General features: G+C 69.1%; 25 protein-coding genes and 1 pseudogene. 16 read left to right on the plus strand and 10 right to left on the minus strand.

What is annotated here, in order from left to right; genetic code table 11:
• Nucleotides 1–2: 2 nt before the first annotated feature.
• Complete coding sequence (locus tag ACUTR7_RS07660; protein WP_445608499.1) at nt 3–1,208, minus strand: LysM peptidoglycan-binding domain-containing protein; 1,206 nt, start codon at nt 1,206–1,208, stop codon at nt 3–5.
• A 199-nt stretch (nt 1,209–1,407) separates the two neighbouring features.
• Between ACUTR7_RS07660 and def the strand changes: the two genes are divergently transcribed.
• The 8 genes from def to ACUTR7_RS07700 all read left to right on the plus strand — a co-directional run bounded on the left by def (nt 1,408) and on the right by ACUTR7_RS07700 (nt 7,313).
• Nucleotides 1,408–1,920 carry a peptide deformylase gene (def, locus tag ACUTR7_RS07665; RefSeq protein WP_012202765.1) on the plus strand — a complete coding sequence of 171 codons (513 nt, stop codon included), beginning with the start codon at nt 1,408–1,410 and terminating at the stop codon, nt 1,918–1,920.
• A complete protein-coding gene (locus ACUTR7_RS07670; protein WP_445608500.1) occupies nt 1,917–2,456 on the plus strand; it encodes a hypothetical protein in 540 nt (179 codons plus the stop codon). Before def ends, ACUTR7_RS07670 begins: the two co-directional genes overlap by 4 nt.
• Nucleotides 2,457–2,491: 35 nt before the next feature.
• Nucleotides 2,492–3,475, plus strand: coding sequence for a methionyl-tRNA formyltransferase (gene fmt, locus ACUTR7_RS07675; protein WP_445608501.1), 984 nt, complete (start codon nt 2,492–2,494; stop codon nt 3,473–3,475).
• Entirely contained in the window at nt 3,472–4,335 is an 864-nt protein-coding gene (locus ACUTR7_RS07680; RefSeq protein WP_043825325.1) for an AzlC family ABC transporter permease, read from the plus strand. The genes fmt and ACUTR7_RS07680 overlap by 4 nt, the downstream gene beginning before the upstream one ends.
• Complete coding sequence (locus tag ACUTR7_RS07685) at nt 4,335–4,670, plus strand: AzlD domain-containing protein (RefSeq protein WP_012202761.1); 336 nt, start codon at nt 4,335–4,337, stop codon at nt 4,668–4,670. Before ACUTR7_RS07680 ends, ACUTR7_RS07685 begins: the two co-directional genes overlap by 1 nt.
• Before the next feature lie 193 nt (nt 4,671–4,863).
• A complete protein-coding gene (locus tag ACUTR7_RS07690; RefSeq protein ID WP_043783159.1) occupies nt 4,864–6,057 on the plus strand; it encodes a phosphoglycerate kinase in 1,194 nt (397 codons plus the stop codon).
• 120 nt (nt 6,058–6,177) lie between these two features.
• Nucleotides 6,178–6,717: a hypothetical protein gene (locus tag ACUTR7_RS07695; RefSeq protein WP_012202759.1), complete on the plus strand. Its 540-nt coding sequence runs from the start codon at nt 6,178–6,180 to the stop codon at nt 6,715–6,717.
• Nucleotides 6,714–7,313, plus strand: a complete 600-nt coding sequence (locus ACUTR7_RS07700) for a FlgO family outer membrane protein (protein WP_445608502.1) — start codon at nt 6,714–6,716, stop codon at nt 7,311–7,313. Before ACUTR7_RS07695 ends, ACUTR7_RS07700 begins: the two co-directional genes overlap by 4 nt.
• Nucleotides 7,314–7,387: 74 nt before the next feature.
• Here the strand turns inward: ACUTR7_RS07700 and ACUTR7_RS07705 are convergent, their stop codons facing one another.
• On the minus strand, nt 7,388–8,269 hold the full coding sequence (locus tag ACUTR7_RS07705) for a DMT family transporter (protein ID WP_034389732.1): 882 nt from the start codon (nt 8,267–8,269) through the stop codon (nt 7,388–7,390).
• 88 nt (nt 8,270–8,357) lie between these two features.
• Here ACUTR7_RS07705 and pyrF point away from each other — a divergent pair, with 88 nt between their 5' ends.
• The 4 genes from pyrF to ACUTR7_RS07725 all read left to right on the plus strand — a co-directional run bounded on the left by pyrF (nt 8,358) and on the right by ACUTR7_RS07725 (nt 12,378).
• Nucleotides 8,358–9,185: an orotidine-5'-phosphate decarboxylase gene (gene pyrF, locus ACUTR7_RS07710; RefSeq protein ID WP_012202756.1), complete on the plus strand. Its 828-nt coding sequence runs from the start codon at nt 8,358–8,360 to the stop codon at nt 9,183–9,185.
• A 20-nt stretch (nt 9,186–9,205) separates the two neighbouring features.
• Nucleotides 9,206–10,111, plus strand: coding sequence for a LysR family transcriptional regulator (locus ACUTR7_RS07715; protein ID WP_012202755.1), 906 nt, complete (start codon nt 9,206–9,208; stop codon nt 10,109–10,111).
• 155 nt (nt 10,112–10,266) lie between these two features.
• Nucleotides 10,267–11,250 carry a Bug family tripartite tricarboxylate transporter substrate binding protein gene (locus ACUTR7_RS07720; RefSeq protein ID WP_043825320.1) on the plus strand — a complete coding sequence of 328 codons (984 nt, stop codon included), beginning with the start codon at nt 10,267–10,269 and terminating at the stop codon, nt 11,248–11,250.
• A gap of 150 nt (nt 11,251–11,400) precedes the next feature.
• Nucleotides 11,401–12,378: a succinylglutamate desuccinylase gene (locus ACUTR7_RS07725; RefSeq protein ID WP_445608503.1), complete on the plus strand. Its 978-nt coding sequence runs from the start codon at nt 11,401–11,403 to the stop codon at nt 12,376–12,378.
• Nucleotides 12,379–12,399: 21 nt separating this feature from the next.
• Here ACUTR7_RS07725 and ACUTR7_RS07730 read toward each other — a convergent pair whose 3' ends face one another.
• Both ACUTR7_RS07730 and uvrA read right to left on the minus strand, forming a co-directional pair.
• Nucleotides 12,400–13,554 (minus strand): NAD(P)/FAD-dependent oxidoreductase, encoded by a 1,155-nt coding sequence (locus ACUTR7_RS07730; protein ID WP_445608504.1) that lies wholly within the window; start codon nt 13,552–13,554, stop codon nt 12,400–12,402.
• 8 nt (nt 13,555–13,562) lie between these two features.
• The gene (gene uvrA / locus ACUTR7_RS07735) at nt 13,563–16,676 is read right to left on the minus strand and encodes an excinuclease ABC subunit UvrA (protein WP_445608505.1); all 3,114 of its coding nucleotides are present in this window, start codon (nt 16,674–16,676) and stop codon (nt 13,563–13,565) included.
• A gap of 273 nt (nt 16,677–16,949) precedes the next feature.
• On the opposite strand from uvrA, the gene ACUTR7_RS07740 reads away from it, so the two are divergent.
• From ACUTR7_RS07740 to ACUTR7_RS07755, 4 genes are all read left to right on the plus strand, one after another.
• Nucleotides 16,950–18,125 (plus strand): MFS transporter, encoded by a 1,176-nt coding sequence (locus tag ACUTR7_RS07740; RefSeq protein ID WP_445608517.1) that lies wholly within the window; start codon nt 16,950–16,952, stop codon nt 18,123–18,125.
• A gap of 160 nt (nt 18,126–18,285) precedes the next feature.
• Entirely contained in the window at nt 18,286–18,855 is a 570-nt protein-coding gene (gene ssb, locus ACUTR7_RS07745; protein WP_099752182.1) for a single-stranded DNA-binding protein, read from the plus strand.
• Nucleotides 18,856–18,941: 86 nt separating this feature from the next.
• Nucleotides 18,942–19,439, plus strand: coding sequence for a hypothetical protein (locus tag ACUTR7_RS07750; protein ID WP_445608506.1), 498 nt, complete (start codon nt 18,942–18,944; stop codon nt 19,437–19,439).
• 323 nt (nt 19,440–19,762) lie between these two features.
• Nucleotides 19,763–21,217 carry a SulP family inorganic anion transporter gene (locus ACUTR7_RS07755; RefSeq protein WP_445608507.1) on the plus strand — a complete coding sequence of 485 codons (1,455 nt, stop codon included), beginning with the start codon at nt 19,763–19,765 and terminating at the stop codon, nt 21,215–21,217.
• Between the two features lie 30 nt (nt 21,218–21,247).
• Here ACUTR7_RS07755 and paaE read toward each other — a convergent pair whose 3' ends face one another.
• The 6 genes and pseudogenes from paaE to ACUTR7_RS07785 form a co-directional block, all read right to left on the minus strand.
• Nucleotides 21,248–22,345: a 1,2-phenylacetyl-CoA epoxidase subunit PaaE gene (paaE, locus tag ACUTR7_RS07760; protein ID WP_013804628.1), complete on the minus strand. Its 1,098-nt coding sequence runs from the start codon at nt 22,343–22,345 to the stop codon at nt 21,248–21,250.
• Nucleotides 22,342–22,911 carry a 1,2-phenylacetyl-CoA epoxidase subunit PaaD gene (gene paaD / locus ACUTR7_RS07765; RefSeq protein WP_071954092.1) on the minus strand — a complete coding sequence of 190 codons (570 nt, stop codon included), beginning with the start codon at nt 22,909–22,911 and terminating at the stop codon, nt 22,342–22,344. The genes paaE and paaD overlap by 4 nt, the downstream gene beginning before the upstream one ends.
• Nucleotides 22,911–23,699, minus strand: a complete 789-nt coding sequence (gene paaC / locus ACUTR7_RS07770; RefSeq protein WP_013804630.1) for a 1,2-phenylacetyl-CoA epoxidase subunit PaaC — start codon at nt 23,697–23,699, stop codon at nt 22,911–22,913. The genes paaD and paaC overlap by 1 nt, the downstream gene beginning before the upstream one ends.
• A 13-nt stretch (nt 23,700–23,712) precedes the next feature.
• Entirely contained in the window at nt 23,713–24,018 is a 306-nt protein-coding gene (paaB, locus tag ACUTR7_RS07775; protein ID WP_013804631.1) for a 1,2-phenylacetyl-CoA epoxidase subunit PaaB, read from the minus strand.
• Nucleotides 24,015–25,037 carry a 1,2-phenylacetyl-CoA epoxidase subunit PaaA gene (paaA, locus tag ACUTR7_RS07780; RefSeq protein WP_012202742.1) on the minus strand — a complete coding sequence of 341 codons (1,023 nt, stop codon included), beginning with the start codon at nt 25,035–25,037 and terminating at the stop codon, nt 24,015–24,017. Before paaA ends, paaB begins: the two co-directional genes overlap by 4 nt.
• A gap of 45 nt (nt 25,038–25,082) precedes the next feature.
• Nucleotides 25,083–25,590, minus strand: a pseudogene (locus ACUTR7_RS07785) (phenylacetate--CoA ligase); the annotation flags it as partial.

Here is a 25,590-nt window from a genome sequence, read left to right on the forward strand (position 1 = left end):
GCTCAGGGAGCCGGCGAGGTCAGGCTGTCGCCCACCTCGACGCCGCGCCGTGCCTCCAGGATCAGCGCGTAGGAGACGCGGTCGAAGGTGCGGAACACCATGGCGTGGCCATTGCGTTCGTCGGGCAGCTGCACTTCTTCCTTCTTGTCGCCCGTCTTGTCCACGATGCGCGCGCCACGGCGGATCAGCTCCAGCACCGTGCCCACGTCCATGCCGTCCTGCGTGCCCTTGTTGATGGCAATGACCTGGTTGTTGGCCGCCCAGCGCACGGCCTGGTCGCCGTACAGGGACACCACATGGGCCTTCACGGCAGCCTGCGGCGCATGCGGCGCATAGTTCATGTAGGTTCGTTCCGGTGCGGGCAGCAGGCGGTCGCCAGCACGCATCTCGGTCTTGACGCGCGACAGGTCCACCGTGGCGGGAGAGGCCTGCTCGTGCTTTTCGCCCTTGCTGTCCACGATCTCCAGCGAGGTCTCGCCCTCGATGAGATCGGCCAGGCCCAGGTACTTGGCCTCGTAGCCCAGCACCTCGCCGGAGATGGGGTCCTTGAGCGCCACCGCATCGCGGAAGACACGGTACTGGCGCGGCAGGCCGTCGCCCTTGCGCAACGGCGCCTCGGCCGTGCCGCGTGCATAGGCACGGTCACCGCTGGCCATGAGCACGCGCTCGTCCGTGGTGGCGATGAGGCGGGGTGCGCGCAGCAGCGTTTCGGCATCGACCACCAGCGGCTCGGCCAGGAAGGGCTCGATCAGATGGGGCTGCAGCGTGGGCAGGGCCGCCTGGGCCAGGGATTCGCTGCGCGTGCTCGGAGACACGCGCACCACACCGGGCTCGCCACCGTCGCCCATGGGACGCGCCGTGCTCAGGCGGGCATAGCCATCACGCTTGTCCAGGTACAGCACCTGGCCCGGATAGATAAGGTGGGGATTGGCGATGGCCTGCATGTTCATGCCCCACAGCTCGGGCCAGCGCCAGGGACGGCGCAGGTACATGCCGGAGATGCCCCACAGCGTGTCGCCGCGCTTGACGGTGTAGCTGTCGGGCGCATCGGGCGCCAGCTCGCCCACGGGAACGCCCTGCTGGGCCACCTGCTGGGCGGCCGAGCGCTGCGATGCCGTCACCGGAAGCTGCTGCGCGTGGGCCGCTGCGAACGCAGCGATCAGGGCCGTTGCGACAGTCCAGGTACGAGCTGTGGCGAATGCAGTCATGGAATTCCTCTTCTTGTGGCTGACGCAGCGTCCCTCCTAGGCACTGCGGCACGACCGATCTTGTCATGAACGGCCATACAGGTCTTACAAATCAGCAAAGATTCTGCGTGCAAGGCCATGAGAGGGCAACGCTTATTGCGTCGTCCCGCTGCGCCCAGGCAGAAAAGTGGCGAAAATAACGACATTCACCGACCACGCCATGTCCATTCTGCCCATTCTTTGCTATCCCGACCCCCGCCTGCACACCGTCGCCAAGCCGGTTGCCAAGGTCGATGACCGCATTCGCCAGCTGGTCCAGGATATGTACGCCACCATGTATGACGCCCAGGGCGTGGGCCTGGCAGCCACCCAGGTGAACGTGCACGAGCGCGTGGTCGTGGTCGATGTCTCCGAAGGCCGTGACGAGCCCTTTGCGCTGATCAACCCGGAGCTGCTCTGGGCCAGCGAGGAAACGCAGCTGGGCGAAGAAGGCTGCCTGTCGGTGCCCGGCATCTACGACGGCGTCGAGCGCTCCACCGCCATCAAGGTCAAGGCGCTGGACGAGAACGGCAACGAACGCATCATCGAGGCCGAAGGCTTCAAGGCCATCTGCATCCAGCACGAGATGGACCACCTGATGGGCAAGGTCTTCGTCGAGTACCTGTCGCCGCTCAAGCGCAACCGCATCAAGACCAAGCTGCTCAAGCAGCAGAAACAGGCAGAACGCGCATGACCCACCTGCCAGCGCTTCGCTTCATGCCGCGCTGGAAGATGGACGGCGCGGGCCTCGTTGCCTGGGCGCTGCTTGCCCTGGCCTTGTCCCTGCTGCTTGCCGGCTGCGCCGTGCCCGAGTGGCAAAAGCCCGGCACGCCGCGCTCCGAGATCGAGCGCTCCATGGGCCGCCCGACCCTGAGCCTGCCGCTGGACGGTGGCGGCACGCGCCTGGTCTACAGCCGGCAGCCTGCGGGCCAGCAGGTCTACCACATGGATTTCGACGCCAGCCAGCGCCTGGTGCGCGTGGAGCAGGCGCTCACCATCGAACGCTTCCACGCCCTGCGCAATGGCGAGGACACCCGGGAAAGCGTGCGTCAGCTCTTCGGCCCGCCTGCGCTGATCGAGAGGGTCTACAGTTTCAACGGCGACATCTGGACCTACCGTATTCTGGAAAATGGCATTCGCCGCCAGGCCCATGTGTATATCGACCCCGCCGGCGTGGTGCGCCGCGTGATGTTCACCGACGAAGTGTTCAACGACGACGACCGTCGCTGAGCCGGCACACCGTCCCACTGTCCCTACTGGATTGCATGAGAGTCATTTTTGCCGGCACGCCCGAGTTCGCGCGCGTTGCCCTTGAACGCCTGCTCGCCGCGGGCTTTACCGTCCCCCTGGTGCTGACCCAGCCCGACCGTCCCGCCGGGCGCGGCATGAAGCTGCAGGCCTCGCCCGTCAAGCAGTGCGCGCTGGAGCATGGCATTGCCGTGGCCCAGCCGCGCAGCCTGCGCCTGGACGGCAAATACCCCGAAGAGGCCGCCGCCGCCCGCGCCGCCATCGAAGCGGCCCAGGCCGATGTCATGGTCGTGGCCGCCTACGGGCTGATCCTGCCTCAGTGGGTGCTCGATACGCCCCCGCGCGGCTGCCTGAACATCCACGCCAGCCTGCTGCCGCGCTGGCGCGGCGCCGCCCCCATCCACCGTGCCATCGAGGCCGGCGATGCCGAGACCGGCGTCACCATCATGCAGATGGACGCGGGCCTGGACACGGGCGACATGTGCCTCATCGAGCGCCTGCCCATCACCGCCGACGACACCACGGCCAGCCTGCACGACAAGCTGGCCGACCTGGGCGGGCGCCTCATCGTCGAGGCGCTGGAGATGAGCGCCTGCGGCGGCCTGCCGCGCACGCCCCAGCCCTCCGAGGGCGTGAACTACGCGCACAAGATCGAAAAGGCCGAAAGCCAGATCGACTGGCGCCAGGATGCCGAGGCCATTGCCCGGCGCCTGCGCGCCTTCAACCCCTTCCCGGGCGGAGCCACGCAGTACGGCGATGAAGCCATCAAGGTCTGGGAGGCTCACGCCGACCCCGCCATCGCCGTGGCGACGGCAGCCCCGGGCACCGTGCTGTCCGCAGGCGCCGACGGCGTGCGCGTGGCCTGCGGCCATGGCGTGCTGTGCATGACGCTGCTGCAGCGCGCGGGCGGCAAGCGGCTGGCGGCGGGCGATTTCCTGCGCGGCTTCGATCTGCCTGAAGGAGCCGTTCTGGACGGCGCTGCCAGCGGCGGCACGCCATGAACCTGCAGCCCCTGGTGGAGCGCGCACGCGGCATTGCGCGCGATCCCGCCTTCATGACCGGCGTGCGCGACATGTCGGGCACGGCGCTGGGCATAGGCGCCTGGGGCCTGGTCACGGGCGTGGCCATGATCAAGAGCGGCATGTCCCTGCCCCTGGCGCTGTTCATGGGCCTGCTGGTCTATGCCGGCAGTGCCCAGCTGGCCGTGCTGCCGCTGATGGCCGTGGGCGCGCCCATGTGGGTGGTCTGGTTCACGGCCATCTGCGTGAACCTGCGCTTCGTCATCCTCAGCAGCATGTGGCGCAGCTACTTTGCCCACCTGCGCCTGCGCCACCGCCTGGCCATCGCCTATTTCAGCGGCGACGTGATCTTCGTGGGCTTCATGAAGCGCTACCCCGATGCCCGGCCCCAGCCCGAGCAGCTGCCCTATTTCTGGGGTGCCGCCTCGACCAACTGGCTGGCCTGGCAGATACCGTCCACGCTGGGCATCCTGCTGGCCGACCAGGTGCCCCTGTCCTGGGGACTGGGCTTTGCGGGCGTGCTGGCCCTGATGGGCGTGCTGCTGTCCATGCTCAACGACCGTGCCACCTGGGTGGCAGGCGTGGTTGCGGCCAGCGCGGCCGTGGCGGCCTTTGCGCTGCCGCTCAAGCTCAATATCCTCGTGGCCATCGCTGCAGCCGTGGCCGCAGGCCTGCTGGCGGAAACGCTGCAGCAGCGCCTGCGCGCCCTGCAGGCGCCTGAAAAAGGGGAGTCGGGCCCGGTGATTCTCCCGCCCGATACAGCCCATGGCGAGCGCCATGCCCGGCTGCCGCTGGACGAAGACGCCCGGACCGTGCAAACCAAGGAAAAGGAAACGCTCTGATGGATCTGTCCTGGCTGTGGCCCTGGCTGGCCTGCGTGGGCCTGGCGGCCATCACGCTGTTCACACGCGCCTTCTTCCTGATTCCAGAGCGCGAGGTGCCCCTGCCGCAATGGCTCAAGCGCGGCCTCAAGTACGCGCCGCTGGCGGCCCTGGCGGCCGTGATTGCGCCCGAGATCGTGATGACCAACGGCCGGCTGATCTCCACCGTGGTCGATGCGCGCCTGCCGGCCCTGGCTTGCGCGGTCATGTATTTTTTTTACAAGCGCAGCATCATGGGAACGATCGCGCTTGGCATGGCGGTCTATCTGCCACTGCATATCGGCCTGGGCTGGTAGGCGCAGCGCGGGCGAGAGCGGCCGAGAGCGCCCGGCTCCCCGGCTGAAACCGGATTACAGGCGGCTACCGATGCCCCGGATCGCCGGTGCGCACGCCCGCTGCCGGGGCGGGCACGCCGCCTACAATGGCCGCGCTTTACCTCTTTTTCGTTTCAATTCCATGGCGATCGCCACCGATCGCAACGCCGCCGTCATGAACATTCTCCGTTTCTCCGATCTGTGCGCCCAGGGCAAGGCCCAGGGCCAGCGCGTCTTCATCCGCGCCGACCTCAACGTGCCCCTGAACGATGCCGGCGAGATCACCGAGGACACGCGCGTGCGCGCCTCCGTGCCCGCCATCGAGATGGCATTGAAGGCCGGCGCCGCCGTGATGGTGACCAGCCACCTGGGCCGCCCCACCGAAGGCGAGTTCAAGCCCGCCGATTCGCTGGCGCCCGTCGCCCGCCGCCTGGGCGAGCTGCTGGGCCGCGAAGTGCCCCTGGTCGCCGACTGGGTGGACGGCGTGCAGGTGGCGCCCGGCCAGGTCGTGCTGCTGGAGAACTGCCGCGTGAACGTGGGCGAGAAGAAGAACAAGGAAGAACTGGCCCGCAAGCTGGCCGCGCTGTGCGACATCTTCGTGCACGACGCCTTCGGCACTGCCCACCGCGCCGAAGGCACGACCTACGGCATCGCCCAGTTCGCGCCCATTGCCTGCGCGGGCCCCCTGCTGTCGGCCGAGATCGACGCCATCACCAAGGCCCTGGCCAACCCGCGCCGCCCGCTGGCCGCCATCGTGGCCGGCTCCAAGGTGTCGACCAAGCTGACCATCCTGCAGTCGCTGGCCAAGAACGTGGACCAGCTCATCGTGGGCGGCGGCATTGCCAACACCTTCATGCTGGCGGCGGGCCTGAACATCGGCAAGAGCCTGGCCGAGGCCGATCTGGTCGGCGAGGCCCGCGCCGTGATCGACGCCATGGCCGCACGCGGCGCCGAGGTGCCGATTCCCACCGACGTGGTGGTCTCCAAGACCTTTGCGGCCGACGCGCCCGCCACCGTCAAGAAGGCCACCGAAGTGGCTGACGACGACATGATCCTGGACATCGGCCCCGAGACCGCCGCCCGCCTGGCCGAGCAACTGCGCAAGGCCGGCACCATCGTCTGGAACGGCCCCATGGGCGTGTTCGAGTTCGACCAGTTCGCCAACGGCACCAAGGTCGTGGCCCAGGCGATTGCCGAGTCCGACGCCTTCAGCATCGCCGGTGGCGGCGACACCCTGGCCGCCATCGCCAAGTACGGCATCGAGGACAAGGTCGGCTACATCTCCACGGGCGGCGGCGCCTTCCTGGAGGTGCTGGAAGGCAAGACCCTGCCCGCCTTCGAGATCCTGCAAAAGCGCGCCAACGGCTGAGCACGGCAACATCCGGATACGGGGCACTTTCTTGTCAGTGCCTCGCGGCGAAGCCACAATCGACACTTTGCGCAGCTGCAGCAATCCGCCGCAGCGCGCCCCCGCACCGAGGAGAAATCCATGCGATCGTTCAAATCCGCTGGCGGCCTGGCCCTGGCGGGCCTCTGCCTGGCCCTGGCGGGCTGCGTCAATGCACCGATGACCAGCTACTTCGAAGCCACGGCCCAGCCCAAGATCGGCGCTGCCGGCCACTGGGACTCCGTGGCCAACGATGTCGTCGCCAAGACGCTGGAGACACTGCAAAAGACCGGCATCGAGCGCACCACGCCGGTCCACGTGGCCCTGCCGGCCGAGCCCAGCCAGTTCGACAAGGGCTTTCGTGAGCTGATCATCACCAAGCTCGTGCAAAGCGGCGTGACCGTCATGCAGCAGCCGGCCCAGGCCCAGCTGCAGGTGAGCTACGGCGCCCAGGTCGTGCGCCACGGCAAGCGCCTGCCCAACCCCGAACTCGTGCTGACGACGACGGTGGTGCGCAACAACCAGTACCTGGCGCGCAAGACCGACGTCTACTACCTCGAAAAGAGCGACGCCGTGCTGTTCACGGCCGAGGACGAGCGCCCCGAATTCCCCGCCAAGAACCTGAAGGTGGTGGGCCAATGACACTGCGCACGCCCCTCCTGCCGGCCGCGCTGGCTGCCGCGGCCCTGCTGTCCGCCTGCGCCGTGCCCGCTCCCGTGACCACGCCCGAATCGTCGGCCGCGCGCCGCGGCGAGCCCACCTACCAGTCGGCCGCAGCCAACCCCTTCATCGCCAGCAGCCGCGCTGCCGTGGACGAGCTGGTCAAGGGCCTGAACACCGAGGAACTGGGCGAGGCGCCCGTGCTCGTGGCCACCGTGGTCAACGTCAACGACCTGACGCGCTCGGCCCCGCTGGGCCGCACGCTCAGCGAGCTGTACGCCTCCCAGCTGTCCGCCAAGGGCTACAACGTCAAGGAGCTGAAGCTGCGCGGCGATGTGTACGTCAAGGAAGGCACGGGCGAGCTGCTGCTGTCGCGCGAGATCAAGGACATCGCCCGCAACCACAATGCGGCCCTGGTCCTGGTGGGCACGTACTCGGCGGCTGCCAAGTACACCTATGTGAGCCTGAAGCTGGTTCGCACCGACGACAGCCGCATCGTGCGCAGCCACGACTACGCGCTGCCCAACAACATCGACATCCAGCGCCTGCTGGGCGCCCCGGCCACGGCGCAACGCTGAGGCCCTGCAGCCTGACTGCGCCCGTGTGCGCAGTCAGGCTGCGTCTTCTTCTCCCGACCTTCCCCTGCTTGCCCTCAGCGGCCGCGCGCCGGCCACAGCACCGAGGCGATGGCCACCACCATCAGCGCCACGGCCGTCCAGTCCTGCCAGTGCAGCACCTCGCCCAGCCACCAGGCGCCGCTGAACACGCCCAGCACGGGGATCATCATCACGCTCAGCGTGGACGCCACGGGCGGCAGGCTGCGCGCCAGGAAGAACCAGACCGTCTGGCCAAAGCCCAGCACCAGCACGCCGTTGAAGACGATGGCGCCCGTGGCCTGGGCGTCGGGCCAGTGCCACAGGTGGCGCTCGAAGACGAAGGCCAGCACCGTGAGCGTCAGCGCGGTCAGCGCCACCATCCACAGCGTCATCGTCAGCAGGGGCACGGGCACCTCGGCGCGGCGCAGCTTCTGCGTGCCGAAGGCCCAGCTCAGCGCGGCGGCCAGCATCAGGCCCACGCCGATGGGGCGGCTGCCCAGGGCACCGACCTCATGCCACAGCAGCAGGAGCACGCCCGCCAAGGCCGCCGCCACACCCGCCCAGGCACGCGGCGCCAGCCGGTCATGGAAGAACAGGCTGCCCAGCACGGCCGAGAAGATGGGCATGGTGTAGCCCAGGATGGCCGCCCGCCCGCTGGACAGCATGGGAATGGCAATGATGATCAGGCTGTTCCACAGCACCATGTTGAACAGCGTCAGCTGCGCCAGCCGGGGCCAATAGGCGCGCGGCACGGCCAGCGGCAGGCGGCGCCAGACCACGAAGGCCGCCAGGATGGGCAGACCCACCCACATCGAGGCCATGCGGAAACTCAGCGGCGGGAAATGCTGCACGCCCAGCTTCATCACCGGCCAGTTGATGCCCCAGATCAGGGTCAGCGCGATCAGCAAAAGGATTTGTCGGGCGGTGAAGGCAGGCATAGGCCGCCGATTGTGCCCGCGGGCCGCCAGGCCCGCTGGATGCCCGGCGACAGGCCCCGGGAAGGGCCGATCGCTAAAATCGCGCCCCATGACCTTTCTCGACATGCTGCGCAATGCCACCGCCCAGAACCAATCCATGCTGTGCGTGGGCCTGGACCCCGAACCCAGCCGCTTTCCTGCGGCCATGCGCGGCGATGCAAGCAAAATCTACGACTTCTGCGCCGCCATCGTCGACGCCACGGCCGACCTGGTGAACTCCTTCAAGCCCCAGATCGCCTACTTCGCGGCCCACCGCGCCGAAGACCAGCTGGAAAAGCTCATGGCCCACATGCGCGCCGTCGCCCCCCATGTGCCCATCATCCTGGACGCCAAGCGCGGCGACATCGGCTCCACGGCCGAGCAATACGCCAAGGAAGCCTTCGAGCGCTACGGCGCCGATGCCGTGACCCTGTCGCCCTTCATGGGCTTCGACTCCATCACGCCCTACCTGCAGTACGAGGGCAAGGGCGCCTTCCTGCTGTGCCGCACCTCCAACCCCGGCGGCGACGACCTGCAGGCACAGCGCCTGGCCGACCTGCCGGGCCAGCCCCACCTGTTCGAGCATGTGGCGCGCCTGGCGCAAGGCCCCTGGAACACCAACGGCCAGCTCGGCCTGGTGGTGGGCGCCACGCGCCCGCAGGAGATCGAGCGCGTGCGTGAATTCGCGCCCTCGCTGCCGCTGCTGATTCCCGGCGTGGGCGCCCAGGGGGGCGATGCGGTGGCCACGGTCAAGGCGGCGCGCATCGGCGGCGGCCCCATCATCATCAATTCCTCGCGTGCGGTGCTCTATGCATCGCAGGGCGACGACTTCGCTGCCGCCGCGCGCACCGCCGCCCAGGCCACGCGCCAGACGCTGCAAGACGCAGCCGCTGCCTGAGACGGCAGGGAAGCCCGGCCATGCAAGGAAAATGGCTGGAAGACTTCCTGCTGCTGGCCCAGGAGCGCAGCTTCACGCGCGCGGCCGAGCTGCGCCATGTCACCCATCCGGCCTTCGGGCGGCGCATCCGCGCGCTGGAGGCCTGGGCCGGCACGCCCCTGGTCGAGCCCGGTGGCGGCCCCGTGCGGCTGACGCCGGCCGGCGAAGCCTTCCGCGATACGGCCGAGCAACTGGTGCGCACGCTGGCCCAGTCGCACGATGAACTGCAGGCCGTGGCCGGGCGCCAGGCCCGCGTGATCACCCTGGCCACGGGGCGCACGCTGGCGCGCACCATCGTGGCCGACTGGCTGACGCGCCACGGCAGCGTGCTGCAGACGGCCGAGCTGCGCGTGGTCACACGCACGCTGGACGAGACCGTGGCCATGCTGCAGCGCGGCGAAGTCAGCTTCACGCTGGTCTACCACCACGCCGCCATTGGCGTGCGCCTGGACGGTCGCCAGTTCAGCTACCTGACGGTGATGCAGGACAGGCTGGTGCCCGTGGCCCGCGCCGATGCCCAGGGCCGTCCGCTGTACGAGCTGTCGGCCAGCCACCAGCCCGTCGCTCCCGTGCCCTACCTGGCCTTCTCGCACAGCATGGCCCTGGGCCGCCTGGTGGAAGACCACCTGGCCCGGCATCCGCTGGCGCCGCGCCTGCGCCGCTGCGTGGACTGCGACTCGGCCGACGCCCACTACGAATACGTGCTGCGCGGCCTGGGCCTGGCTTGGATGCCGTGGTCCATGGTGCGCGGCGACTGCCAGGCCGGCCGCCTGGCCGTGGCCGGCGACCCGGGCCTGGAAGTGCACTTCGACGTGCGCCTGTACCGTCCCAAGCGCCACCTGGGTCCTGCAGCCGAGCAGTTCTGGAGCGACATCACGGGCGCCTGATGGGTGCATGCATGCGCCCTCCTGGTGCAAACCCGCACCGGGCTGTGGAACAAGCGGGTTTTGGTGCTGCAATGGCTCCGCCTCGTGCCGAATCAGCACCAAATGCCTGGGTAGTCCTTCGCACAATCAATCTCATACATTTCAGGAATAACCCCATGCCCAGCAACTCCCTCCTGCGCCGCACCGCCCTGGCCTGCGGCCTGCTGATCGCCGCCACCGGCAGCGCCTTGGCCGACGACGCCGCCAGCTACCCCAACCGCGCCATCACCATGATCGTGGGCTACCCCGCCGGCGGCAGCACCGACCTGGTGGGCCGCTTCGTGGCCGATGGCCTGGCCTCGCGCCTGGGCCAGCCCGTGGTGGTGGAGAACCTGGGCGGCGCAGGCGGCGCCATCGGCGCGCAAAAGGCCGTCAAGGCCACGCCCGACGGCTACACGCTGTTCGTGGGCGCCAACAACGAGCTGGCCATCGCACGGCTGATCAACAAGAGCATCAAGTACTCCATCGGCGACTTCACGCCCATCGGCATGATCGGCTCCCAGCCCATGGTGCTGGTGGCCTCGCAGAAGGCCGGCGTCAAGACAGCCGCCGAGTTCAGCGCCCTGGTGGCCAAGAACCCGGGCAAGTTCAGCTACGGCAGCTCGGGCGTGGGCACGGCACTGCACCTGGCCGGTGAAATGATCAAGGAGCAGGGCAAGCTGCACATGACCCACATCCCCTACCGCGGCGTGGCGCCCCTGACCACGGACCTAGTGGGCAACAACATCGAGTTCGGCATGTTCGTGCTGTCCTCGGGCCTGCCCCAGATCCGCGCGGGCAAGGTCATCGCCCTGGGCACGACGGAGGCCAAGCGTTCGGCCATCACGCCCGACATCCCGGCCCTGTCCGAGCTGCCCCAGTACAAGAACGTGGACATCAACGTCTGGTTCGCGCTGATGGCACCCAAGGGCCTGCCCGCACCCGTGGCCGCCAAGGTCAAGAAGGCGCTGGACGAGACCATGGCCTCCCCCGAGTTCCGCAAGAAGATGGAAGAGGCAGGCTCGGTGGTGGCCGATCCCAAGACGGATGCCGGCAAGTACATCAACGCCGAGATCGCCAAGTACACAAAAATCGTCCAGTTTGCCCATATTGAGAACTAAATAACCCCCTGAGTCGCTTCGCGCCTTCCCCCTTGAAGGGGGACGACAGCCTCGCTGCGGGGCGGCCCTTGCTCGCTGTCCCTCGCCTGGGTCACGCCAGTTCCAAAGGCAGTGCGCATTGCATCAGGGTTGTAGACCACGGAGTGAGTGATGGAAACTTTGCGATTTGACCTTCCCCTGCCCGACCTGAGCGCCTGGCGCGCGGGCAATACCGGTACCGAGGGCGTGTGGCAATTCGACTCGGGACGCCCGGGCCGCCACGTGATGATTTCCGCGCTGGTGCACGGCAACGAGATCTGCGGCGCCTGGGCCGTGTCCGGGCTGCTTCAGGCCCTGCACAACGGCTTGGCGCTGGACAACGGCCGCCTGACCCTGGTGCTGGCCAACCTCGATGCCTTCGACCGCTTCGACGCGGCCAGCCACGATGCCTCGCGCTTCGTGGACGAGGACATGAACCGCCAGTGGATAGACGCACGCATCGACGAGGGCAATACCCGCGAGCGCCGCCGCGCCGCCGCGCTGCGCCCCTTCGTGCAGCAGGCCGACTGGCTGCTGGACCTGCACTCCATGCACGAGCCCTCGGCCCCGCTGCTGCTGACCGGCATGCAGCCGCGCAACCGCGATCTGGCACGCCAGATGGGCGCGCCGGCGAACATCGTCGTGGATGCCGGCCACAAGGACGGCACGCGGCTGCGCGACTATGGGCGCTTCGGCCTGCCCGACGCCGAGGCCGGCGACTCGCGCTCGCTGCTGATCGAATGCGGCTTCCACGGCGATCTGGCCAGCCGCGACGTTGCGCACGACCAGTGCCTGCGTTTCCTCGAAGTGGCCGCCATCTTCGACAACAGCGCGCTGCACGCCGCCCTGCCCGGCTGGAAGCAGGCCGACGCACCGGCCCAGTGGGCGCTGGAAGTCACGGCGCCCGTAGTGGCCAAGAGCAGCGGCTTTCGCTTCACGGCGCCGTTCACGGGGCTGGAGCGCTTCGAGAAGGCCGGCACGGTGATCGGCGACAACGATGGCGAGCCGGTGATCACGCCCTATGGCGACTGCGTGCTGGTCATGCCCTCGGTGCGCCAGGCGCGTGCGGGCGTGACCGTGGTGCGCTTTGCGCGGCGCTCGCCGCTCTGAGCGGCACGCTTCAACCGAACCTCAGCCGCGCTGGCAGCGCGCGGGCGACAGCCGTTCAGGCTGCACGCCCTGCGCGGCCAGGCGCGCATCCAGCGGCTCGCCGCGCAGCAGGTTGCGCGCCAGCAGGCTGTAGCCGAAGGCGCTCTGTATGCCGTAGCCGCCCTGGGCGGCCACCCAGAAGAAGCCCGGCAGCGGCGCAGGCGAGGCATCCCAGCCCACGGCCATCTCGCCATCGGCCACAAAGCTGCGCAGCCCGGCCCAGGTGTGGGAGGGGCGGCGGATCTGCAGCGTGGTCACTTCCTCGATGCGCCAGATGCCCGTGGCCACGTCCAGCTCCTCGGGCGCCACGTCCTGCGGCGCCACGGGGTCGGCGTTGGCGGGCGAGCCCAGCAGCTGGCCTGCATCGGGCTTGAAGTAAAAGCCCTCGTCGGCGCTGATCACGGCGGGCCAGTGCGCGGCGTCCATGCCTTCGGGCACGGCAAAGGTGAAAGCACTGCGCCGCTTGGGCACCAGGCCGATGGGCGCTGCGCCCGCCAGCGCGCCCAGCGCATCGGCCCAGGCGCCAGCCGCGTTGACCACGCAGCGCGCACGCACCTGGCTACCGTCGGTCAGGTCCACGGTCCAGACACCGCCGTCCTGCGCCAGCGCGCGGACCTCGGCGCTGCAGCGCAGCTCGCCGCCGCACTGGCGCAGGCCGCGCAGGAATCCCTGGTGCAGGCCATGCACGTCGATGTCGAGCGCGCCGTCGTCCGCAAAGCCATCGACCAGCAGCGCGGTATTCAGGCAGGGCACCAGGGCCTTGAGTTCATCGGGCCCCAGGCGCCGCGCCTGGGGCGAGTGCAGGAGCGCCTCGGCATGGGCGGCATCGAGCAGGTCCTTCTGCGCAGCCGTGCCCACATAGAGCACGCCGCGCGGCGCCAGGATGGGCGCCTGCACAAAGCCCTGCGGCGGCTGCTCGTAGAAGGCGCGGCTGGCCCGCGTCAGCGCCTGGACCTGCAGCGGGCCATAGTGCTCCTCATACAGAGCGGCCGAGCGGCCCGTGCTGTGGTAGCCAGGCTGGGATTCGCGCTCCAGCACCAGAACCGAGGCGCCGCCATCGCGCGCCAGCTGCCAGGCCACCGAGGCACCGGCCATGCCCGCGCCCACCACCACGAAATCACGGATGCTGCTGTCCATGGCCGGCCTCACTTTGCGCTCTTGCGGCCTGGCTTGGCCTGCGCGGGAGCCGCCGCTGCCTCCAGGTAGGGCCGCAGATAGCGCCCCGTATGGCTGGCCGGGTTGGCAGCCACGTCCTCGGGCGTGCCCGTGGCCACCACCTGGCCGCCGCCCGAGCCGCCTTCGGGGCCCATGTCGATGATCCAGTCGGCCGTCTTGATCACGTCCAGGTTGTGCTCGATGACCACGATGGTGTTGCCCGCATCGCGCAGCTGCTGCAGCACCTTGAGCAGCAGGGCGATGTCGGCGAAGTGCAGGCCCGTCGTGGGCTCGTCCAGGATGTAAAGCGTGCGCCCCGTGTCGCGCTTGGACAGTTCCTGGGCCAGCTTGACGCGCTGCGCCTCGCCGCCCGACAGCGTGGTCGCGCTCTGGCCCAGCCGGATATAGGACAGGCCCACGTCCAGCAGGGTCTGCAGCTTGCGGGCGATGGTGGGCACGTCCTTGAAGAAGGCATGGGCGTCCTCCACCGTCATCTCCAGGATCTGGGAGATGTTGCGGCCCTTCCACTGCACCTCCAGCGTCTCGCGGTTGTAGCGCTGGCCGTTGCAGATGTCGCAGGGCACATAGACATCGGGCAGGAAGTGCATCTCCACCTTGACCACGCCGTCGCCCTGGCAGGCCTCGCAGCGGCCGCCGGCCACGTTGAACGAGAAGCGCCCGGGGCCGTAGCCGCGCTCCTTGGCGGTGTTGGTCTCGGCCATCAGGTCGCGGATGGGCGTGAACAGGCCCGTGTAGGTGGCCGGGTTGCTGCGCGGCGTGCGGCCTATGGGCGACTGGTCCACATTGATGACCTTGTCGAAATGGCCCATGCCGATGATGTCGTCGTGCGGCGCAGCCTCGCCGCCGGCACGGTGGATCTGGCGCGCGGCCTCGGTATAGAGCGTGTCGTTGACCAGCGTGCTCTTGCCCGAGCCCGAGACGCCGGTCACGCAGGTCAGCAGGCCCACGGGAAAGTCCGCCGTCACGCCCTTGAGGTTGTGGCCGCGCGCACCCACCACGCGCAGGGCCTGCAGTTGCGGCGCGCCGGGCGCGGTTGCGTTGTCGGGATTGGCCGGGGGCTGCTGGGCGCGGGCCGGAAAGCCCCTGGCCGCTGGCCGGGCCTCGCCCTCGGCCGTTGCCTCCAGCACCGGTTGCCAGGGCGTGCGCCGCGCAGGCACGTCGATGCGCTGGGTGCCCGCCAGGTAGCGGCCCGTGGGTGAATCGGGGTTGGCGCGCACCTCTTCGTAGCTGCCCTGGGCCATGACGCGGCCGCCATGCACGCCAGCGCCGGGCCCCAGGTCGATGATCTGGTCGGCCGCGCGCATCATGTCCTCGTCGTGCTCGACCACGATGACGCTGTTGCCGATGTCGCGCAGGTGCTGCAGCGTGCCGATGAGCTTGTCGTTGTCGCGCTGGTGCAATCCGATGCTGGGCTCGTCCAGCACATACATCACGCCCGTCAGGCCGCTGCCGATCTGGCTGGCCAGGCGGATGCGCTGGGCCTCGCCGCCGGACAGGGTGTCCGCGCCGCGCTCCAGGCTCAGGTAGCTCAGGCCCACGTCGTTGAGGAACAGCAGGCGCGAGGCGATCTCGCGCACCACCTTGCCCGCGATCTCGGCCTTGGCGCCCGACAGCTGCAGGGACGCGCACCAGGCATGGGCCTCGGCCAGCGTGGCGTGGCCCACCTCGTAGATGGCGCGGGCCTGCTCGCCCTCGCCGATGCGCACGAAGCGCGCCTCGCGGCGCAGCCGCGTGCCGCCGCAGTCGGGGCAGACGGCGACGCTGCGCAGCCGCGCCAGATCGTCGCGCACCACGCTGGACTCGGTCTCGCGCCAGCGCCGCGTGATGTTGGGGATGATGCCCTCGAAGGGATGGCTCTTGACCATGGACTCGCCCTTGCGCGCGCCGCTGTCGAAGACGTAGCTGAAGGGCATTTCCTCCTCGCCCGAGCCCCAGAGCACCACATGGCGCACCTTCTCGGGCAGCTCCTCGAAGGGCAGCTCCACATCGGTGCCATAGTGGCGCGCCACGCTCTCCAGCATGGAGAAGTAGTAGCCGTTGCGCCGGTCCCAGCCCTTGACGGCGCCGCTGGCCAGGCTCAGCGTGGGGAAGGCGACCACGCGCTCGGGGTCGAAGGACTCCGTGCAGCCCAGGCCGTCGCAGCCCGGGCAGGCGCCCATGGGCGAGTTGAACGAGAACAGGCGCGGCTCCAGCTCGGGCAGCGAATAGCTGCACAGCGGGCAGGCGAACTTGGCGCTGAAGAGGTGCTCTTTGCCGCTGTCCATCTCCAGGGCGATCACGCGGCCGCCGGCGTCGGCGCCGCCCGCGCGCAGGGCGGCCTCGAAACTCTCGGCCAGGCGCTGCTGGGCGTCGGCGCGCACCTTGAGGCGGTCGATCACCACGTCGATGTCGTGGCGCTCGTTCTTCTCCAGCGCGGGCAGGGAATGGGACTCGTGGATCTTGCCGTCGATGCGAAAGCGCACATAGCCCTGGGCCTGCATCTGCGCGAACAGCTCGGCGAACTCGCCCTTTTTGTTGCGCGCCAGCGGCCCCAGCACCATGAGGCGCGTGTCCTCGGGCAGGGCCAGGGCCGCATCCACCATCTGGCTGATGGTCTGGGACTGCAGCGGCAGGTTGTGGTCGGGGCAGTAGGGCGTGCCGGCGCGTGCGAACAGCAGGCGCAGGTAGTCGTTGATCTCGGTCACCGTGCCCACGGTGGAGCGCGGGTTGTGGCTGGTGGCCTTCTGCTCGATGCTGATGGCGGGCGACAGGCCCTCGATCAGGTCCACATCGGGCTTGTCCAGCCGCCCCAGGAACTGGCGCGCATAGGCCGACAGACTCTCCACATAGCGGCGCTGGCCCTCGGCATACAGCGTGTCGAAGGCCAGGCTGGACTTGCCCGAGCCCGACAGCCCGGTGATCACCACCAGCCGGTTGCGCGGAATGTCCAGGTCGATGTTCTTGAGGTTGTGCGTGCGCGCACCGCGGATGGCGATGCGTGACTGCGCCAGCGCCAGGCCAAGGTAGCGGCCGTCGGGCTGGGAGCGGGAGTCTGCGGCCCGGTCCAGGCCGCCGTCTTCGGAAATCGTGTGGGAACCAGGCATCGGGAAAACCCCTGCGAAGGCGAACCCGCCATGATAGGTCAGAACCCGTGCCACCGCATGGCGGCTCGGTCTGCGGGGCGGCAGGGCCTTCTGCGGCGCCCCTTCACAAAACTGTCTTGCACTGCCTTGCATAACCCAGCCACCCCGCAGCGCCGGCCTATGGGCGAGAATGGCGGATTGCTTGCCCCCACAACAGTGCACCCCGTGCTCGATTCCCCCACACCCGTCCACGGCGCCCAGGCGCCAGCCCCCTCCTCGGCCGCATCGGGCCGCATGACCCCGCAGGAACGCCGATCCAGCGCCAGCCTGGCGCTGATCTTTGCGCTGCGCATGCTGGGCCTGTTCCTGGTGCTGCCGGTGTTCGCGCTGGAGGCCCGCAAGTACCCGGGCGGTGACGATCCGGCCATGATCGGCCTGGCCATGGGCCTGTACGGGCTCACCCAGGCCGTGTTCCAGCTGCCCCTGGGCCTGGCTTCGGACCGTTTCGGGCGCAAGCGTGTCATCGTCGCCGGGCTGCTGGTCTTTGCGGCGGGCAGCCTGCTGGCGGTCACGGCCGACTCGCTGCTGGGCCTGATGTGGGGCCGGGGCCTGCAGGGCGCGGGCGCCGTCTCGGCCGCCGTGACCGCGCTGCTGGCCGACCTCACGCGCGACAGCGTGCGCACCAAGGCCATGGCCATGGTGGGCGGCAGCATCGGACTCATGTTTGCGCTGGCCCTGGTGCTCAGTCCCCTGCTGGCGGCCTGGGGCGGGCTGCCCGGCATCTTCGGCCTGACCTGCGCCCTGGCGCTGGCGGGCATTGCCGTCGTGCTCTGGGTCGTCCCGCCCGAGCCCGCGCGCCACGCCGACCAGCCGCGCGGCCGCATGGCCGAGCTGTGGCGCCATGGCGACCTGGTGCGCCTGAACCTGGGCGTCTTCGTGCTGCACACCGTGCAGATGTCCATGTGGGTGGCCGTGCCCGCCATGCTGGTGCAGGCAGGCCTGGACAAGCAGGCGCACTGGCATGTCTACCTGCCGGCCGTGGTGCTGTCCTTCGCCGCCATGGGCGGCCTGTTCGCCATGGAGCGGCGCGGGCGCCTGCGCGCGGCCCTGCTGGGCGCCATCGCCCTGATCACCCTCGTGCAGATCGGCCTGGGCCTGCTGGCGGCCGGCGGCGCGCAGCCGCCGCTGTGGGCCATGGCCGTGCTGATGTTCGTGTTCTTCTGCGGCTTCAACGCGCTGGAGGCCACCCAGCCCAGCCTGGTCTCTCGCATGGCACCGGCTCCGCTGCGCGGCGCGGCGCTGGGCGCCTACAACACGCTGCAATCGCTGGGCCTGTTCGCAGGCGGCGCGCTGGGCGGCGCCGTCGCCAAATGGGCCGGCATGCCGGGCCTGTTCACCCTGACGAGCGTCCTGGCCGTGCTGTGGCTGGTCGTCACCTGGCCGCTGCGCCCCGTGGGCCGCCACGGCTGAACGGCGGATTTTCAGACGGTTACAAGCCGCCACCACAGGCGGTTGCCACGGGATATCCGCCCCCTGCCATCGGCGGACGGCTTGCGGCACAATGGCGCGTCTGGCCCGAGATCCATCCCTCTATGCCCGGGCCACTTCCCTATGTAAAGGTATTTCACTCATGGCATCCGTCAACAAAGTCATCATCGTCGGCAACCTCGGACGCGACCCCGAAATGCGCACCTTCCCGAGTGGCGATCAGGTGGCCAACGTGACCATCGCCACCACCGACCGCTGGCGCGACAAGAACACCGGCGAGAACAAGGAAGCCACCGAGTGGCACCGCGTGGTCTTCAACGGCCGCCTGGCCGAAATCGTGGGCCAGTACCTGCGCAAGGGCAGCCAGGTCTATGTCGAAGGCAGCCTGCGCACCCGCAAGTGGACCGACCAGGCCAGCGGCCAGGAACGCTACGCCACCGAAATCCGTGCCGACAGCATGCAGATGCTGGGCAGCCGCCAGGGCGGCGGCGGTGGCCAGCAAGGCGGCGGCTACGGCGATGAAGGCTACGGCGACAGCGGCTACGACGCCCCTCCCCAGCAGCAGCAACAGCGCCGCCCGGCCCCTGCCCCCATGGCAGCGCCCGCACCGCGCCAGGCCCCTGCCCAGCGCCCCGCTCCTGCGCCTATGGCACCCCCGCCCCAGCGCGCGGCCTCGGGCTTTGACGACATGGATGACGACATTCCGTTCTGATTCGGACCATCAAGGTTCTTGAGCATCCAGACCCGCTTTCCCCGGAAAGCGGGTTTTGTTTTTCCAGGCGCCCGACGACAAATCCCATGCTCCTGCCGCGTGCCAGAACCCTGTTGTGGAGTCTTGTCCTGTGCCTGCCACTGGCCGTGTTCGGCTGGCTGGCTGCAGCCCTATGCCTGATCTCGCAGGAGGACTACACGCCCGAGCCCGGCAGCTTCACCTACTACATCGGCATCTCGTCCCTGGTGCGCCATGCGCCGCTGGTGGGCGCGCTGGGCAAGGCGGAGTACTTCGGCACCGTAGGCGACGGCAACAAGCCGCCACACGGCCTGGTGTCCTATGACGTGGAGTTCGCAAGCATTGGCCCCGCCACGCACGCCTTCGATGCCTACCTGCTCGGCAAAGGCTATTCCCGGACTGCGGACGACGAAACGCCCGGCCCCTCCTACGGCATGGGGCGGCGCGTTCGCCATGCCAGGTACACGGCGGCTTCGGGCCAAGTCGTCTACGTGGAAGTGGTGCAGGCCTCATCGGCCGAGCAAGGCCCTGTGCGCTACCGCGCCACCATGGCGCACTACGACTGATTGCGGCCAGGGGTCCATCCCACGGCAGGCAGCACCCCCTCGTACAATCGCGCCCGTGATTTCAGTCCACCGGCACCGTCAACCAGGGGCTCGCCAAGCGCGCAGCCGCGATGCCGCACGCCTTCACAGCTTCACGCTGGCCCGCATCGCGCGCGGCTCGCAGAGCCGGCGCTCGGGCTGCACCCGCCTGGCGCCGCCGTAGCACGGTCGAACCGTACAAGCCGCCAGGTTTCGGGCATGGCCCGACGCCCGGCATGTTCATTCCCGTCTACAAAATCCTGCCCCGCCCTGCCACACACAGCGCGACGGGGCCGGCCATTTCCATGTCGAAACACCCCCATCCCTTTCGCGCCGAGTGGGCGCCCAGCATTCCGCGCGAGCTCATGGCCGGCGCCGTGGCCACCTTTGCGCTGATCCCCGAGGTCATCGCCTTCTCCTTCGTGGCTGGCGTCGATCCCGCCGTCGGCCTGTTCGCCTCCTTCATCATCAGCATCGTCATCGCCTTCACCGGCGCGCGCCCGGCCATGGTGTCGGCGGCAGCGGGCTCGGTCGCCCTGGTGGCCGCTCCGCTGGTGCATGCGCATGGCGTGCAGTACCTTTTTGCGGCCGGCATTCTTGCGGGGGCCGTGCAGATCCTGTTCGGCCTGCTGCGCCTGGGCGTGCTGATGCGCTATGTGTCGGGCTCGGTGCGCACGGGCTTCGTCAATGCGCTGGCCATCCTGATCTTCTCGGCCCAGATGCCGCATCTGATCGGCGCCAATGCCGCCACCTGGGCCATGGTGAGCGCCGGCCTGCTGATCATCTACGGCCTGCCCCGGCTGACCACGGCCGTGCCCTCGCCCCTGGTCTGCATCGTGGTGCTGACGGTGGCGGCGCATTGGCTGGACCTGCCCCTGAAGACGGTGGCCGACCTGGGCCTGCTGCCGGACGGCCTGCCCAGCTTCGGGCTGCCGCAGGTGCCGTGGTCGCTGGAGACGCTGCGCCTGATCGCCCTGCCCGCGCTGGCGATCGCCATAGTGGGATTGCTGGAGTCCATGATGACGGCCAGCGTGGTCGATGAACTCACGGACACGCCCAGCTCCAAGAACCGCGAGTGCAGCGGCATCGGCGTGGCCAACATCGCGGCCAGCCTGTTCGGCGGCATTGCCGGCTGCGCCATGATTGGCCAGACCGTGGGCAATGTGCGCTACGGCGGCCGCGGCCGGCTTTCCACGCTGTTCGCGGGCGCCTTCCTGCTGATCCTGATGGTGCTGCTCAAGCCCTGGGTGTCCCAGGTGCCGGTGGCGGCGCTGGTGGCCATCATGGTGATGGTGTCGGCCTCCACGCTGGACTGGGGATCGGCCCGCGCCCTGCTCAGGCATCCCAAGCTGTCCAGCGCCGTCATGCTGGCCACCGTGGTGGTCACCGTCGCCACGGACAACCTGGCCGCCGGCGTGGGCGTCGGCGTGCTGCTCAGCGGGGTGTTCTTCACCTTCAAGGTCTCAAGGCTGCTGTCCGTCGAGAAGACGCAGGACGATGCAGGCCTGACCTACCGCGTATCGGGCCAGGTCTTCTTTGCCTCGGCCGACCTGCTGGTCGATGCCTTCGACGTGCGGGACATCGAAGGCTGGCCCGTGCGCATCGAACTGACCAACGCGCATTTCTGGGACATCACGGCCGTCAATGCGCTGGACAAGGTCTGCCAGCGCCTGCGCAAGCACGGCAGCACGGTCGAGGTGACGGGCCTGAACGAACACGGCCGGGCACTGGTGTCGCGGCTGGATATCGGCATCGAGTAGGCCCGCGGCCGTCCCCGGGCGGGACGGCCCTCACCGCTCATCGAACGACAGCACCACGCGCTCAGTCAGCGGATGCGCCTGACAGGTCAGGACAAAGCCGCAGGCGACCTCGTTCTTGTCGAGGGCAAAGTTGCGCTCCATGCGCACTTCGCCCTCGACCACCTTGGCGCGGCAGGTGCCGCAGACGCCCGAGGTGCAGGAATAGGGCACTTCCAGCCCGGCCGAGGAGGCCGCGTCCAGGATGCTGGCCTGGCCGCGCGTGAAGGGGATCTCGCGCGAGAGGCCGTCGCGCACCAGGGTGATGCGGGCGGTGGCGGCGTCGCCGGGCTGGGCCTCGTGCACCACGGCGCCCACCGTGCCCTGGCCTGCGGCCGGCAGGGCCACGCCGAAGCGCTCGATGTGGATGCGCTCCTCGGCCACGCCGGCGGCCAGCAGGGCGGCCTCGGCCTCGTCGTTCATCTGGAAGGGTCCGCAGATGTAGACATGGTCGATGTGTGCGGCCGGCACCACGCCCTGCAGGAATTCGGCGATCTTGCTGCGGTCCATCACGCCCATGTTCAACGGCAGGTCGGTGTGCTCGTCCGAGAACACATGCTGCAGCGACAGCCGCGACATGTAGCGGTTCTTGAGGTCCTCGATCTCCTCCTTGAACATGGTGGACTGCAGCTGGCGGTTGCCGTAGATCAGCGTGAAGCGGCTGGCGGGCTCGCGCGCCAGCACGGTCTTCATGATGGACAGGATGGGCGTGATGCCGCTGCCGCCGGCGATGCCCACATGGTGGCGCGCGGCCCCGGGCTCGATGGGCACGAAGAAGCGGCCCTGGGGCGCCATGACCTGCAGCGTGTCGCCGGGGCGCAGATGCTCATTGATCCAGTTGGAGAACTGGCCGCCGCGCACCTTGCGCACACCCACGCGCAGTTCGCCGTCATCCACGCCTGCGCAGATGGAGTAGCTGCGGCGCAGGTCCTGGCCGTCGATCTGGTGGCGCAGGGTGAGGTACTGGCCCTGGGTGAAGCCGAAGACCTCGCGCAGCGCGGGCGGCACGTCGAAGGAGACGACCACGGCCTCGGCCGTGTCGGGCGCAATGCTGCGCACGCGCAGCGGGTGGAACATCGTGGTCGTGGTCATATCGGCTTGAAGTGTTCGAAGGGTTCGCGGCAGTCCAGGCAGCGGTGCAGGGCCTTGCAGGCCGTGGCGCCGAAGGCCGACAGCCGCTCGGTGTGCACGCTGCCGCAGTGCGGGCAGGCAACGGGCTCGGGCACGGCAATGCCCTGGCGGCGGCGCACCAGGCGGATGGGCGAGGTGCCTTCCGGCAGGCCGGAGTCGCCGCAGCGCCCGGGGGGCGCGATGCCGTACTCGCGCAGCTTGCGCCGGCCGTCGTCGCTGATCCAGTCCGTGGTCCAGGCCGGGGCGCGGCGCAGCACGGCGCGCGCAGGGCCCAGGCCTGCGGCCTCGATGGCCTCGAGCACGCTGCGCTCGATGACCTCGGTGGCCGGGCAGCCCGAGTAGGTGGGCGTGAGCACGATCTCCATGCCCTGGCCTTCGGGCAGGGCATGGACCTCGCGCACGATGCCCAGCTCGCAGACCGAGATCACGGGCACCTCGGGATCAGGCACGTCCTGCAGCGCGGCCCAGGCCAGGCGCTCGCGCTCGGCCAAGGCGGATGTGACGGCCACAAGCCGTGCGGCAGCCATCACCACACCCCACCGGGATAGGCGCGCTGCAGGTGCTGCATCTCGGCCAGGATGAAGCCCATGTGCTCGCTGTGCACGCCGTTGCGGCCCGTGCTGCGGAAGGCGGATTCGGCCGGCATGTCCAGCGTGGCCTCCTGCAGCAGGGCGGCCATTTCGGCCTGCCAGGGTTCGCGCAGCTCGGACCAGGCCGGGCCCAGGCCGCTGGCACGTGCGGCAGCGTCCGTGGCGTCGTCGGTGAACAGCTCGGCCGCATAGCGCCACAGCTGGGCCAGCGCAGCTTCCATACGCTGGCGCGATTCCTCGGTGCCGTCGCCCAGGCGCACCACCCAGTCGCCCGCGTGCTGCTCGTGGTAGCGCGCCTCCTTGAGCGCCTTGGCGGCGATGGCGGCCAGCTCGGCGTCGCTGGAGTGCACCAGACGCTCCCACATCAGGCGCAGCCAGGTGGCGGCCATGGCGTTGCGCAGCACGGTGAAGGCGAAGTCGCCGCGCGGCAGCTCGGCCAGCGTGGCGTTGAAGTAGTCGCGTTCGTCGCGCAGAAAGGCGAGCTGGTCCTCGTCGTGCGCGCGGCCTTCAAGCTGGCCGGCGCGGGTCAGCAGCGCACGCGCCTGGCCGACCAGGTCCAGCGCCATGTTGGTCATGGCGATGTCCTCTTCGAGGATGGGCGCGTGGCCGCACCACTGGCCCAGGCGCTGGGCCAGGATCAGGCAGGTATCGCCCAGGCGCAGCAGGTACTGCACCTCGGGGCGGGCGTCGATGGCGATGGAGGAGGCGGAGGCGGAGGCGTTCATGGCAGCTCCCCGCTCACATGTGGTCCACCGAGGGCGGCAGCTGGTAGAAGGTCGGATGGCGGTAGACCTTGTCCTGGGCCGGGTCGAAGAACATGTCCTTGTCGCCGGGGTCGCTGGCCACGATCTGGTCCGAGCGCACCACCCAGACGCTCACGCCCTCCTGGCGCCGCGTGTAGACATCGCGCGCCATCTGCAGCGCCATCTGCGGGTCGGCCGCATGCAGGCTGCCGCAGTGCTTGTGGTCCAGGCCGGCCTTGCTGCGGACGAAGACTTCCCACAGCGGCCATTCGTTGGTGATGTTCTGTTCGGCGGTGGTCATGCGGCCTCCTTGCGGGTCTGGTTTCTCTGTGTCTGCTTGCGGGCATGGGCCAGGGCGGCCTCGCGCACCCAGGCGCCTTCGTCCCAGGCCTTGACGCGGGCGCCCAGTCGCTCGCGGTTGCAGGGGCCGTCTCCGGCGATCACGCGCCAGAACTCGTCCCAGTCGATGGGGCCATGGTCATGGGCCTGGCGGGCCTCGTTCCATTTCAGGTCGGGGTCAGGCAGGGTGACGCCCAGCACCTTGGCCTGGTCCACCGTGGCGTCGATGAACTTCTGGCGCAGCGCGTCGTTGGAGATGCGCTTGATGCCCCAGCGCATGGACTGCGCGCTGTTGGGCGACTGGTCGTCGGGCGGGCCGAACATCATGATGGACGGCCACCACCAGCGGTTGACGGCGTCCTGCACCATGGCCTTCTGCGCCTCGGTGCCCTGCTGCATCATGGTCAGCAGCGCCTCGTAGCCCTGGCGCTGGTGAAAGCTCTCCTCGCGGCAGATGCGCACCATGGCGCGCGCGTAGGGCGCATAGGAGCAACGGCAGATGGGCACCTGGTTCATGATGGCCGCGCCGTCCACCAGCCAGCCGATGGTGCCCATGTCGGCCCAGGTCAGCGTGGGGTAGTTGAAGATGGAGCTGTACTTGGCCTTGCCCGTGTGCAGCGCGTGCAGCATCTGGTCGCGGCTGCTGCCCAGCGTCTCGGCGGCGGCGTAGAGGTACAGGCCATGGCCGCCCTCGTCCTGCACCTTGGCCAGCAGGATGGCCTTGCGCTTGAGCGTGGGCGCGCGGCTGATCCAGTTGCCCTCGGGCAGCATGCCGACGATCTCGCTGTGCGCGTGCTGGCTGATCTGGCGCAGCAGCGTCTTGCGGTAGTTGTCGGGCATCCAGTCCTTGGCCTCGATGAATTCGCCGGCATCGATGCGCTCGTCAAAGCGCTGCTGCAGGCGCATTTCGTCGGCCGAGCGCACGGCCTTGCCGCCATCGCCCGCTTCCTTGCCCATGGTGTCCATGGCCTGGGTATACATGTGCGATCTCCTTGAATGAAATGGTTGACGACGGCCGGCGGTGCCTCAGCGCGGCCGTCTGTCGTACACGCGCCGGGCCTTGCCGGTCTGCGTGCGCTCGATGGTGTCGGGATCGAAGACGCGCACCGCCGTGGAAATGCCCACCAGGGTCTTGATGCGCTGCTGCACCCACTGCGCGATCTCGCCGCGCTCGGCATCGCCCAGGCCGCGCCGCTGCGGCTGCAGCTCGCAGTGCACCTCGACGGTGTCCAGCAGGCCTTCACGGCTGATGTGCATCTGGTACAGGCCCGTGAGGCTGGCATTGGCCAGCACGATTTCCTCGATCTGGGTAGGAAAGACGTTGACGCCGCGGATGATCATCATGTCGTCGCTGCGCCCCACGATCTTGCCCATGCGCCGGAAGCTGCGCGAGGTCGGCGCCAGCAGCCGCGTCAAATCCCGCGTGCGGTAGCGCACGATGGGCATGGCCTCCTTGGACAGCGACGTGAAGACCAGCTCCCCCTCGCTTCCATCGGGCAGCACCTCGCCCGTGTCGGGGTCGATGATCTCGGGA

It is taken from the genome of Delftia sp. NA_296.1, from assembly GCF_052692095.1.